This is a genomic window from Aeromonas sp. R2-4, from assembly GCF_040908365.1.
In the GTDB taxonomy this organism is placed as follows: Bacteria; Pseudomonadota; Gammaproteobacteria; order Enterobacterales; family Aeromonadaceae; genus Aeromonas; species Aeromonas veronii.
This window is the reverse complement of the sequence record NZ_JBFODO010000018.1, coordinates 126,388-138,221: the sequence shown is the minus strand read 5'-3', so window position 1 is coordinate 138,221 and position 11,834 is coordinate 126,388. Positions and strand designations below refer to the sequence as shown.

At 56.5% G+C, this 11,834-nt stretch carries 14 protein-coding genes; all 14 read left to right on the top strand.

Annotation, left to right across the window (positions count from 1 at the left end):
• Positions 1–26 precede the first annotated feature (26 nt).
• A complete protein-coding gene (yceD, locus tag AB5Z05_RS09080; protein WP_005345553.1) occupies positions 27–548 on the top strand; it encodes a 23S rRNA accumulation protein YceD in 522 nt (173 codons plus the stop codon).
• A gap of 19 nt (positions 549–567) precedes the next feature.
• A complete protein-coding gene (rpmF, locus tag AB5Z05_RS09075) occupies positions 568–735 on the top strand; it encodes a 50S ribosomal protein L32 (protein WP_005300935.1) in 168 nt (55 codons plus the stop codon).
• 9 nt (positions 736–744) lie between these two features.
• Complete coding sequence (gene plsX, locus AB5Z05_RS09070) at positions 745–1,764, top strand: phosphate acyltransferase PlsX (RefSeq protein ID WP_368151148.1); 1,020 nt, start codon at positions 745–747, stop codon at positions 1,762–1,764.
• 7 nt (positions 1,765–1,771) lie between these two features.
• Positions 1,772–2,731, top strand: coding sequence for a beta-ketoacyl-ACP synthase III (locus AB5Z05_RS09065; protein ID WP_040065495.1), 960 nt, complete (start codon positions 1,772–1,774; stop codon positions 2,729–2,731).
• 71 nt (positions 2,732–2,802) lie between these two features.
• Positions 2,803–3,738, top strand: coding sequence for an ACP S-malonyltransferase (gene fabD / locus AB5Z05_RS09060; RefSeq protein ID WP_005333161.1), 936 nt, complete (start codon positions 2,803–2,805; stop codon positions 3,736–3,738).
• A gap of 13 nt (positions 3,739–3,751) precedes the next feature.
• Positions 3,752–4,486: a 3-oxoacyl-ACP reductase FabG gene (fabG, locus tag AB5Z05_RS09055; RefSeq protein WP_005351850.1), complete on the top strand. Its 735-nt coding sequence runs from the start codon at positions 3,752–3,754 to the stop codon at positions 4,484–4,486.
• A 158-nt stretch (positions 4,487–4,644) separates the two neighbouring features.
• Positions 4,645–4,881, top strand: coding sequence for an acyl carrier protein (acpP, locus tag AB5Z05_RS09050; RefSeq protein WP_005300909.1), 237 nt, complete (start codon positions 4,645–4,647; stop codon positions 4,879–4,881).
• 82 nt (positions 4,882–4,963) lie between these two features.
• Positions 4,964–6,205, top strand: a complete 1,242-nt coding sequence (gene fabF / locus AB5Z05_RS09045; RefSeq protein ID WP_005360452.1) for a beta-ketoacyl-ACP synthase II — start codon at positions 4,964–4,966, stop codon at positions 6,203–6,205.
• Between the two features lie 68 nt (positions 6,206–6,273).
• A complete protein-coding gene (gene pabC / locus AB5Z05_RS09040; protein WP_236280480.1) occupies positions 6,274–7,080 on the top strand; it encodes an aminodeoxychorismate lyase in 807 nt (268 codons plus the stop codon).
• The gene (mltG, locus tag AB5Z05_RS09035; protein WP_042083043.1) at positions 7,070–8,071 is read left to right on the top strand and encodes an endolytic transglycosylase MltG; all 1,002 of its coding nucleotides are present in this window, start codon (positions 7,070–7,072) and stop codon (positions 8,069–8,071) included. The genes pabC and mltG overlap by 11 nt, the downstream gene beginning before the upstream one ends.
• A complete protein-coding gene (tmk, locus tag AB5Z05_RS09030; protein ID WP_368151144.1) occupies positions 8,071–8,712 on the top strand; it encodes a dTMP kinase in 642 nt (213 codons plus the stop codon). Before mltG ends, tmk begins: the two co-directional genes overlap by 1 nt.
• Entirely contained in the window at positions 8,697–9,644 is a 948-nt protein-coding gene (gene holB, locus AB5Z05_RS09025) for a DNA polymerase III subunit delta' (RefSeq protein ID WP_368151142.1), read from the top strand. Before tmk ends, holB begins: the two co-directional genes overlap by 16 nt.
• 25 nt (positions 9,645–9,669) lie before the next feature.
• Entirely contained in the window at positions 9,670–10,449 is a 780-nt protein-coding gene (locus tag AB5Z05_RS09020; RefSeq protein WP_368151141.1) for a TatD family hydrolase, read from the top strand.
• Between the two features lie 372 nt (positions 10,450–10,821).
• The gene (locus tag AB5Z05_RS09015) at positions 10,822–11,763 is read left to right on the top strand and encodes a tyrosine-type recombinase/integrase (RefSeq protein ID WP_368151139.1); all 942 of its coding nucleotides are present in this window, start codon (positions 10,822–10,824) and stop codon (positions 11,761–11,763) included.
• Positions 11,764–11,834 lie beyond the last annotated feature (71 nt).

Sequence of the window (11,834 nt, the reverse complement as noted above, 5' to 3'; positions counted from 1 at the left end):
TGTTGGACCTATATTATTCGCGCCCTATGCAAAAGGTGAAGTTGCCCGTTAAGGTTGATCCAGTCCGTAGTGCCTTGAAGCTGCTCGATTACATCGGGATAGTGGAAAAGTCGCAGATGCCCAGGCTGGAGGAATCAACCGCTGGCTTGCAGAGTGATATCGAGGTATCACTGCACTTTGGCAAAGATGTCCAGAAGTTGACCGTTATGAAAGGCACTGCCCATGCCAAGGTTGACCTGGTTTGCCAACGTTGCGGAGAGACATTCGAACACCTCTGTGAAGCTGAATTTATCTACACTCCGCTGTTCGAAAGAACAAACGAGGAAGAACTGCCGGAAGCTTATGAGCCCATTGAGTTGGACGAAAACGGCGAGATAGATCTTCATCAAATCCTGGAGGATGAACTCATCCTCTCGTTGCCTCAAGTTGCAATGCATTCTCTGGATGCATGCCCGAGAGGAAACATGGAGATGACCTGGGGTGAAATCGAACCTGCTGATGAGCGGCCGAATCCCTTTGCAGTTCTTGAAGAGCTTAAACGTAAGTGAATTTAGGAGTTAGCCTACAATGGCCGTACAACAGAACCGTAAAACCCGTGCCAAGCGTGGCATGCGTCGTTCCCACGATGCGCTGACCACCGCTGCCCTGACTGTTGATCAGACCAGTGGCGAAATTCATCGTCGTCACCACGTGACTGCCGATGGTTTCTACCGCGGTAAAAAGGTAATCGCTTAAGGATTGCCTTTGTCTACGCAAACTGTCGCGCTAGACATCATGGGGGGAGATATTGGCCCCTCGGAAACAGTGCCTGCCGCCGTGCAGGCACTGTCTCTTTTACCCCAGCTAAAACTGATCCTGGTCGGCGACCAGCACCTGACCTCCTCTCTGCTACAGCGACATGGCTTGCTGAATCATCCCCGAGTCCGTTTGGTACATGCATCCCAAGTGGTTGGCATGGGCGATAAACCGATCGTGGCGCTGCGTACTCTGAAAGACTCCTCCATGCGGGTGGTACTCAATCTGGTGAAAGCCGGTGAGGCCGATGCTTGCGTCAGTGCTGGCAATACCGGTGCGTTGATGGCGATGGCCAAGTGCGTGCTCAAATCCCTGCCCGGGGTAGACAGACCTGCCCTTATCAAGGCGCTGCCGACATTGAGTGGCAAACGTACCGTGATGCTGGATCTAGGCGCCAACGTCAGTTGCGATGCGGATACCCTGTTGCAGTTTGCCGTGATGGGCTCCGTCGTGGCCGAAAAGGTAGAAGGCATTGCGTCACCTCGTGTTGCCTTGCTCAACATCGGCGAGGAGGAGATCAAGGGCAACGATCTGGTGCGCCACAGCGCCGAATTGTTGCGTCAGTGCCACGCGCTCAATTATGTCGGGTTTGTAGAAGGGGATCGCATCTTCAGCGGCGACAGCGACGTGATCGTCTGCGACGGTTTTGTCGGCAATGTCGCCCTCAAGACGGCAGAAGGGGTGGTGCGGATGATGGCCCAGCTGGCCGGATATCCCCGCAAGAAACGCACTTTTCTTGGCCGGATCGCCGGATTTATGTTCAAACGGCGTTTTTCTTACCTGAACCCCGACCAGTATAACGGAGCAAGTCTGTTAGGATTGCGCGGCATTGTGGTAAAAAGTCATGGGCGGGCCGAACGGCGCGCCCTGTGTAATGCGATCCTGCTGGCCGCACAAGAGGCCAAACATCAACTTCCACTGCAAATAGCAGATCGCCTTGAAGCTGTCTTCTCTGACAGGGATCTATAAGAACTCTATGCATAGCAAAATTCTGGGTACTGGCAGCTACCTGCCGAGTTCAGTGCGTACCAACGCCGATCTCGAGCAGATGGTTGAGACCAGTGATGAGTGGATCGTGGAACGCACCGGTATCCGTGAGCGCCGTATTGCCGGGGCTGACGAAACCGTTGCCACCCTCTCTTACCAGGCCGCTCTGCGCGCCCTGGATGCAGCCGGTTTGACCGCTGCCGATCTCGATATGATAGTGCTGGCCACCACCAGTGCTGAAAATGCCTTCCCGGCTGCCGCCTGCGAGCTGCAGGGGCTGCTCGGCGTACCGGGCATTCCTGCCTTTGACGTGGCAGCGGCCTGTGCCGGTTTCACCTACGCACTCTCCATTGCCGATCAGTTCGTCAAATCCGGCGCAGCCCGCCATGTGCTGGTCGTCGGGGCCGATGTGCTCTCCCGCATGTGCGATCCGCAAGATCGCGGCACCATCATCCTGTTTGGTGATGGGGCAGGGGCTGTGATTGTCGGTGCCAGCGAGACGCCGGGCATCCTCTCTACCCATCTCCATGCCGATGGCCGTTATGGCGAGCTGCTCAAGCTGCCGCACCCTCGTCGCGGCATGCCGGGTGCCGAGCTCGAAGCCTACATGTACATGAAGGGCAACGATGTCTTCAAGGTCGCGGTCACCCGTCTGAGCGAGATCGTCACCGAAACGTTGGCCGCTGCTGGCATCGAGCCGAGCGAGCTGGATTGGCTGGTGCCACATCAGGCCAACTTCCGCATCATCAGCGCCACTGCCAAGAAACTGGGTATGAGCCTCGATAAAGTGGTACTGACCCTCGACAAGCACGGCAATACCTCTGCCGCTTCCGTTCCGGTTGCCTTCGACGAAGGGGTACGAGATGGCCGGATCAAACCGGGTCAGCTGGTACTGCTGGAGGCCTTCGGCGGCGGTTTTGCCTGGGGCTCGGCGCTGGTTCGCCTCTGATCTTCGGCGGGATGGTGCGCCCATCATCCCGTCACCGATTTCATTTTTGTCTTATCTAAAAGGAATCAATGATGACCCAATTTGCCATTGCCTTCCCGGGACAAGGTTCCCAGTCCGTAGGCATGCTGGCCGAGCTGGCCGAACAACATGCCGTGATCAAGGAGACCTTCGCCGAGGCGAGTCAGGTGCTGGGTTATGACCTGTTTGCCCTGGTGATGGATGGTCCGGTTGAAGATCTGAATAAAACCTGGCGCACCCAGCCTGCGCTGCTGACTGCCTCTGTCGCTCTGTGGCGCCTGTGGCAACAGCAGGGTGGGGCAACTCCTGCCATGATGGCGGGTCACAGCCTGGGTGAGTACTCCGCGCTGGTTTGCAGCGGCGCACTCGATTTTGCCGATGCGGTCAAACTGGTCGAGTTGCGTGGTCTGGCCATGCAGGAAGCGGTACCGGAAGGGACCGGTGCCATGGCGGCTATCATCGGTCTGGATAACGAATCCATCGCCGCCAACTGCGAAAAAGCGGCACAAGGGCAGGTGGTCTCTCCGGTCAACTTCAACTCCCCGGGCCAGGTGGTTATCGCCGGTCACAAAGAGGCCGTTGAGCGCGCCAACGTGCTGATGAAAGAGTCGGGCGCCAAGCGTGCGCTGCCGCTGCCGGTCTCCGTGCCGTCTCACTGCGCGCTGATGAAACCTGCCGCAGAAAAACTGGCAGCTGCGCTGGACGGGATCGAGATCAAGGTTCCAACCATCGCGGTCATCAATAATGTCGACGTATCCTGTGAACAGGATCCGGCCGCCATCAAGCAAGCGCTGGTACGTCAGCTGTTCAGCCCGGTTCGTTGGACCGAGACTGTCGAGCGGATGGCCAATGAGGGGGTTACCCTCGAGATCGAGATGGGACCGGGCAAAGTGTTGACCGGGCTCGCCAAGCGCATCGACAAGCGCGTGGAAGGTATTCACGCTAACGATGCCGCCTCTTTCGAGCAGGCGCTGGCCCAGATCAAGTAAACAGGAGCAAGTGATGAGCTTTACCGATAAGGTTGTGTTGGTGACCGGTGCCAGTCGTGGCATCGGCCGTGCGATTGCCGAAACATTCGTGGCCCGTGGCGCGAAAGTGGTCGGTACGGCGACCAGCGAGAGTGGTGCCGAGGCGATCAGCGCCTATCTGGGCGACAATGGTTGCGGCATGGCACTCAACGTGACCAGCCAGGAATCCATCGAAGCCGTCTTCGCCGCCATCAAGGCGCGCTTTGGCGACATCGACATCCTGATCAACAACGCGGGTATCACCCGTGACAACCTGTTGATGCGGATGAAAGATGACGAGTGGAACGAGATCATCGATACCAATCTGACCTCGCTTTACCGTCTGAGCAAACCGGTGTTGCGTGCCATGATGAAGAAACGTCACGGTCGCATCATCAGCATTGGCTCCGTGGTGGGAACCATGGGCAATGCCGGTCAGGTCAACTATGCTGCCGCCAAGGCCGGTCTGGTTGGTTTTACCAAATCGTTGGCGCGGGAAGTGGCATCCCGTGGTATCACAGTGAACGCGGTTGCACCCGGTTTCATCGAAACCGACATGACCCGTGCCCTGAATGACGATCAACGTGCCGGCATCATGAGTCAGGTGCCTGCCGCCCGTTTGGGTGATCCAAAAGAAATTGCCGCAGCTGTGGTATTCTTGGCTTCTGATGAAGCAGCCTATATCACCGGCGAAACCCTGCATGTTAATGGCGGGATGTACATGGTGTAATCAATTTGTCGTGAGATCTGTTCAAATTTGCGATAGTACGCCGAAGTTTGGCACATTTCGTGGTTTGACCAGCGGCAAGCTACTTGCAAACTCACGTCAATTGAATAAACTACCCCAACCAGACGCAAATAGCGTATTTTTAAAGGAAAATTCAGGTCATGAGCAACATCGAAGAACGCGTAAAGAAAATCATCATCGAACAACTGGGTGTTAAAGAGGAAGACGTTAAGAACGCTGCCTCCTTCGTCGACGACCTGGGCGCTGACTCTTTGGATACCGTTGAACTGGTAATGGCGCTGGAAGAAGAATTCGATACCGAAATTCCTGATGAAGAAGCCGAGAAGATCACCACTGTTCAAGCGGCTATCGACTACATCACCGCTAATCAGGAATAAGTTCCTGTTCTGAAAGAAGCGGCCCAAGGGCCGCTTCTTTTGTATTTGTTCCTTTTCAAAACACCTCTCGGAGACTACCTCAGTGTCAAAACGCAGAGTCGTGGTGACCGGCTTGGGGATGCTTTCCCCGGTGGGTAACACTGCCGAATCCAGCTGGCAAGCACTGCTCAACGGGCAGAGCGGTATTTCCCTTATCGAACACTTTGATGCCAGCGAGTTTGCAACCCGCTTCGCAGGTCTGGTCAAGGATTTCGATCCCGAGCAGTACGGTATCAACCGTAAAGACGCTCGCAAGATGGATCTCTTCATTCAATACGGCATCGCGGCCGGTATGCAGGCGCTGGATGATTCCGGCCTGACCATCAATGAAGAGAATGCCGAACGTGTCGGCGTGGCGATTGGCTCCGGTATCGGCGGTCTGGGTCTGATTGAACAGAACCACGAAAGCTTGGTCAATGGCGGCCCGCGCAAGATCAGTCCCTTCTTCGTTCCGTCCACCATCATAAATATGGTGTCCGGTCATCTCTCCATCATGAAAGGTCTACAAGGGCCGAACATCGCCGTGACTACCGCCTGTACCACAGGTACCCATGCCATCGGTATGGCTGGCCGGATGATCGCTTACGGTGATGCCGATGTGATGGTCGCCGGCGGTGCCGAGAAAGCCTCCACCGCAATGGGGATGGGTGGCTTCGCTGCCGCCAAGGCACTCTCCAACCGCAACGACGAGCCGCAAAAAGCGAGCCGTCCGTGGGATAAAGATCGCGATGGTTTCGTGCTGGGTGACGGTGCCGGTGTACTGGTGCTGGAAGAGTACGAACACGCCAAGGCCCGTGGCGCCAAGATCTACGCCGAGCTGGTAGGTTTTGGCATGAGCGGTGACGCGTACCACATGACTGCGCCTCCTGCAGATGGCAACGGTGGTGCTCGCGCCATGAAAAATGCCATCAAGGATGCTGGCATTGCCCCCGAGCAGATTGGTTACATCAACGCGCACGGTACCTCCACCCCGTTGGGTGATGTGGCTGAACTGCGTGGCATGAAGTCGGTGTTTGGTGAGCACGCCAAATCCCTGATGGTGAGCTCCACCAAGTCCATGACCGGTCACCTGTTGGGCGCCGCCGGTGCCATCGAGGCGATCATCACTGTGTTGGCCCTGCGTGATCAGGTGGCTCCGCCCACCATCAACCTGGACAACCCGGATGATGAGTGCGATCTGGATCTGGTACCCCATGTGGCCAAGCCTGGCAGCTTCGAGTACGCCCTTTCCAACTCATTTGGTTTTGGCGGCACCAATGGCTCACTGATCTTCAAACGCGTATAATTTGCCGCAGGGCAAAGACACAGGCCCGATACTGCCGGTATCGGGCCTTTTTTATCGGAGGGATCCCTTTGCTTATCAATGGAATGAAGCTTGATACCATCTCGGCCTATGATCGGGGGCTGGCTTATGGTGACGGTCATTTCACCACCATGGCGGTCAGGGAGGGTCGCGTGTTGCAGTGGCCTGCGCATCTGGCACGGTTGCAGCTGGCCAACAACCGGCTGGGATTGGTTGAACCGGACTGGGATCTCTTGACCCGGGAGGTTGAAGAGATGGTGGCCGACCAGCCACAATGCGTGGCCAAGGTGATCCTGACCCGCGGCGAGGGGGGGCGGGGCTATGATGGCAGCGGATGTCAGCACACAACCCGGATTGTCACTCTGGCGCCATTTCCCACTCACTATGGCCAGTGGCAACAGGAGGGGATCGAGATGGTGGTGTGCCGCCAGCGGATCGGTGATGCCCCTATGCTGGCCGGGCTTAAAACCTTGAATCGTCTGGAGCAGGTATTGCTGAAAAGCGAACTTGTCAGCCGAAATGCAGTCGAAGGGATAGTGCTTAACAGTCGCGGTTTTCTGATTGAAGGGGTCAGTGCCAATCTGTTTTGGCGTCGGGGCAAGACGGTGTTTACGCCCGATCTCGCCCGCGGTGGTGTCGATGGCATCATGCGCCGCCAGGTGATGGCGATGTTGAAACAGATGAGTATTGAGTTGCGTGTGGTAGAGGCTCCGCTGGAGTCACTATGGCAGGCGGAAGAGGTGTGGCTCACCAATACCCTGATGGGGGTCGTGCCGGTCAATGGCATCGAGGATATTCACTATCCCCCAGCGGTATTGAGTCGCCGTTTACAGGAGCGTTTGGTCATTGAAGTTTAATCGGCTTTACACCCTGCTCGCGGGGGCGGCACTGACGGTTGCCGCTGCCGGGGGCTATGTACATTACAAATGGCAACAGGTAGAAACGCTCACCAACAAGGGGCCGACCCGGCTCTTTACGGTGGAGAAGGGCGCCCATGCGGCGCGCCTCATCGCCGAACTGGGGGAGGGGGAAGCCAGCCCCTGGGCGGTGCGGCTCTGGCTGCGCAGCCATCCCGAACTGGTGGCCATCAAATCGGGCACCTATGAAATCAAGGAAGGGGCCCCTCTCAAGGAGACCCTCTCCCTGTTCGCATCGGGCAAGGAGTTTCACTTCAGCCTCACCTTCGTCGAAGGTTCCCGTTTCGAGGATTGGCAGAAGCAGCTCTCCAGCGCCCCATACCTTGAGCGATTGACCGTCGAGCAATCCGAAGCCGACCTGGCGCAGGAGCTCGGCATCGAGAATGGCAAGCTGGAGGGGTGGTTCCTGCCGGAAACGTACGCTTATACCACCCATGCCAGCGATCTCTCGATCCTGCGTCGCGCCCATCAGGATATGGAGACTTTCTTGCAGCAGAGCTGGGAGAAACGTCAGGCCAACCTGCCTTACAAAACGCCCTATGAGGCGTTGATCATGGCTTCCATCATCGAGAAAGAGACCGGCCAGCCGGACGAGCGGGCGCAGATCGCCTCGGTGTTTGTCAATCGACTGCGTCTGGGCATGAAGTTGCAAACCGATCCCACCGTCATTTACGGGGTGAAGGATCGCTACGATGGCAACATTCGCCGCAGCGATCTGACCGACAAGAATCCCTACAACACCTATGTGATCGATGGTCTGCCGCCCACGCCTATTGCCATGCCGGGCAAGGCCTCCATCGAAGCTGCGCTTAACCCCAAGTCGACCGACTATCTCTACTTTGTCGCTAAGGGGGGCGGTGCCCACTATTTCTCCAAGACCCTCGATGAACACAATCGGGCGGTTCGCGAATACATATTGAAGAAACCCTAATGTCTAAATTTATTGTGATCGAAGGATTGGAAGGGGCAGGGAAGAGCTCGGCCGTGCGTTATGTGACCGACTATCTGCAGCGCCACGGCATCAACCGGATCGAGTGCACCCGCGAGCCGGGTGGTACGCCGCTGGCCGAGCGGATGCGGGCCATCGTCAAAGAGGTGCACGACGAGCGCCTCACCATCGAGGCGGAACTGCTGCTGATGTACGCCTCCCGGGTACAACTGGTGGAGACCCGCATCAAGCCGGCACTGGCCAACGGTGTCTGGGTGGTGGGAGATCGCCACGATCTCTCCTCCCAGGCCTATCAGGGTGGCGGCCGTTGTATCGATGCCCAGCTTATCGGAGCCATCAAGCAGGCGGTGCTCGGCAACTTCAAGCCGGATCTCACCCTCTATCTCGATATCGATCCCGCCCTTGGCTTGCAGCGCGCGCGCCATCGCGGCGAGCTGGATCGCATCGAACTGGAGCAGCTCAGCTTCTTCGAGCGTACCCGGGCGCGCTATCTCGAACTGGCCGCCAAGGATGACTCCATTGTGGTGATCGATGCGGCGCAAACGCCGGAACAGGTCAAAACGTCCATTGAGCTTGCATTGGATCACTATCTGTCGAACGAGCCGCTATGTATCCCTGGCTGATCCCCGACTGGCATGCTCTGAGCCAGACGGCCCAGTCCGGTCGTCTCGGCCACGCCTGGTTGTTGCTGGGCGATCCCGGTCTTGGCAAGGAGCAACTGGCCGAGCGGCTGGCACGTTTGCACCTTTGCCAGCAACCGGATCGCGGAGAGCCGTGCGGCCACTGCCACTCCTGCCAGTTGTTTGACAAGGGCAACCACCCGGATCTCGGCACCATCACTCGCGACAGCAAGACCATCGGGGTCGAGGCCATTCGCGAGATCTGCACCCGGCTACAGGGCTCTGCCCAGCTCGGCCGTGGCAAGGTGGTGATCATTCCAGATGCGGAGCGGATGACTGAATCGGCGGCCAACGCCCTGCTGAAAACCCTGGAAGAGCCGGCCGGCGACAGCTTGCTGTTGCTGATCGCTTCCCAGGTTTCCCGGTTGCTTCCCACCATTCTCAGTCGCTGTCACAAACATGTCTGTCAATTGCCTGCGGAAGGGGAAACAGTACGCTGGTTGGCCGAGCAGGGTCATCAGGCCACTCTGGCTCAGGTGCGGATCTGTCAGGGGGCACCGCTGCGGGTACTCGACTATATCGAGCAGCAACAGGACAGTACTCGCCGTGAACTGCTGGAACAGTTTGTCGCCCTGAGTCAAAGTCCGGTCAAGGCGACGGCACTGTGCAGCCAGCTTGGTCAGGAGACGCAGGTCAGGTTGCACTGGTTGCAGCTCTTCTTGTGCGATGCCCTGAAAACCCAGGCCGGATGTGGTCACCATCAGCTGGCAATGCCTGATCTGGCCATCTTGAGTCAACGGTTGGCGGTGCAGCACTCCAGCGAAAAACTGCTGGAGGCAGAACAAGATCTGGTAGCCCTGAAAGCGGCATGCCAGCCGGGCCAGCTCTCCAATCCCACCATCCATCTGATGAACTGGCTCAGTCGCTGGTTATAAGTACCGACAAGCAGAAAGGTTTTATATGTTACTCGTTGATTCCCACTGTCATCTCGATCGCCTGAGCTATGGCAGCAAGCAGACCAGCATGGCTGATGTACTGGCCAAGGCCGCGAAACTTGACGTGGGATATTTTCTCTGTGTCAGTGTGACTCAGGCACAGTTCCCGACCATGCTCGAGGCGATCGCCCCCTATCCCCAGGTGTTTGCCTCTTGCGGGGTACACCCGCTCAATCAGGAACCCGGTGTGGATGCAGCCTTGTTGCTGACTCAGGCTGCGGACGAAAGAGTGATCGCCATCGGTGAGACCGGTCTCGATTACTTTTACTCGCCCGAGAACAAGGAAGTTCAGCAAGCCTCTTTCCGCGAACATATCCGGGTCGCTCGCGCGCTGAACAAGCCGCTGATCATCCATACCCGCGATGCTCAACAAGATACCTTGCAGATCATGCGTGAAGAGGGCGCGGATCAGGTCGGCGGTGTGCTGCACTGCTTCACTGAATCCCTCGAGATGGCGCAAGCTGCGATGGCGATGGGGTTCTATATCTCCATCTCCGGGATCGCCACCTTCAAAAATGCGTCTGCCCTGCAAGAGGTGGTCAAGGCACTTCCCCTCGACAGATTGCTGGTCGAAACCGACTCGCCCTATCTTGCCCCCGTGCCGCATCGGGGGAGGGAGAACGAACCCTCCTTTGTGCGAGACGTTGCGCAGTTTATTGCCGATCTGCGTCAGATTCCGCTTAATGAATTGGCAGAAGCCACCAGCCGGAATTTCTTTGAACTATTCAAACTGGCGAAAAAATAATCCCCAAGCCCCGTTATTTGGGGCTTTTATATTTCAAATACCAAGTTGATTACCCACCTGAATATCAACACCGAGCTGCGTTATCTCTCACTTCTTCCTGCCAATTTTACTTTTTCGTTTCTGCTAAACTGGATTAAATGATATTCCTATGTTTCCTTTATTCAGCGTGGTCAAAGGGTATTAAAACAAGATGTTCTAAGTATCGATAATATTCATTATCGATACTTGATGTATAGGAAGGATCCTGTAAGATCCTCTCAAACTTCATATGAATCATAGAGTTCCGTGGCATACCCATCCTTGTCCAATCAAGCTCATCAGTCACTGCAGACTGTTTTCGATGCACAGCTAAATAGTCGGGCACGCCGCTTTTTGCGCAGTGCAAAAGCGGATTCCACACTCAATGCCTATCAGGCGGATACCCGTATTTTTGTCTTCTGGTGTCAATTGCACGGGCTGGATCCACTGCAAACCACCCATCACGACATCATGAATTTTCTCGCTGATCAGGCCGACGGCGTATTGGCCGACTGGGTATGGCTGGATAAAGAGGAGGGGAAGGGAGAGCTGCGTAATGGCGAGCCTCGAAAACCGGCAACTCTGGTGAGACGGCTTGCCGGGATCCGTTATGCCTTCAAGCAGAAAGGCATTCATCCCATGCCCACCGAACATCCCGAAATCAAGGAGATGATGCGCGGTATTGTCAGGTTGGGGGATAACCGTAAACACAAAACCGGCGCCCTGACGCTGCAACCATTGACCCAGGTGCTGGATGGCATCGACACCGGTGATCTGGCTGGTTTGCGTGATCACACCCTGCTGCTCTTGATGTTCAGTGGCGCCTTGCGCCGCTCGGAAGCAGCCCGAATTGAGGTGAGCGATCTCGATTTTGTGGGGCAGGGGATCCGCCTTCGCCTCAAACCGAGCAAACATCAGCTGCATGAAACCGAGATCGCCCTGATCCCGGGCAAGCATTACTGTCCCGTCTCGGCACTACAAAAGTGGCTACACAAAAGCGGGATCAGCGAGGGGCCACTATTTCGGCGCATGAATCGTTGGGGTCAACTGATGGCCGAACCGCTCGGCCCTCAGGGCATCAATCTGATGATCAAGCGCCGAACCGGCCAAACCATTGACGATCTCTACGTCAGTGGCCACAGCCTGCGTCGCGGGTTCATCACCTCGGCGGTGACTGCCGGAAAGCCGATGAACAAGATCATAGAAGTGACGCGCCACAAGGATATGCGAACCCTGCAGGAGTACTTCGATGACGCCCACAAATTCTCCGATCATGCCCTTGATGGCTTGCTTTGACACAACTGCGTCACTTCATTTTTTATGTTAAATGATATCTTGTTGATCTGATGATATATTTGCCGTGCAGC

Bases quoted from the DNA above. Each gene is read 5' to 3' on its own strand.
- yceD (WP_005345553.1), top strand. From the start codon at position 27: ATGCAAAAGGTGAAGTTGCCCGTTAAGGTTGATCCAGTCCGTAGTGCC.
- rpmF (WP_005300935.1), top strand. From the start codon at position 568: ATGGCCGTACAACAGAACCGTAAAACCCGTGCCAAGCGTGGCATGCGT.
- AB5Z05_RS09065 (WP_040065495.1), top strand. From the start codon at position 1,772: ATGCATAGCAAAATTCTGGGTACTGGCAGCTACCTGCCGAGTTCAGTG.
- fabD (WP_005333161.1), top strand. From the start codon at position 2,803: ATGACCCAATTTGCCATTGCCTTCCCGGGACAAGGTTCCCAGTCCGTA.
- fabG (WP_005351850.1), top strand. From the start codon at position 3,752: ATGAGCTTTACCGATAAGGTTGTGTTGGTGACCGGTGCCAGTCGTGGC.
- acpP (WP_005300909.1), top strand. From the start codon at position 4,645: ATGAGCAACATCGAAGAACGCGTAAAGAAAATCATCATCGAACAACTG.
- tmk (WP_368151144.1), top strand. From the start codon at position 8,071: ATGTCTAAATTTATTGTGATCGAAGGATTGGAAGGGGCAGGGAAGAGC.
- holB (WP_368151142.1), top strand. From the start codon at position 8,697: ATGTATCCCTGGCTGATCCCCGACTGGCATGCTCTGAGCCAGACGGCC.
- AB5Z05_RS09020 (WP_368151141.1), top strand. From the start codon at position 9,670: ATGTTACTCGTTGATTCCCACTGTCATCTCGATCGCCTGAGCTATGGC.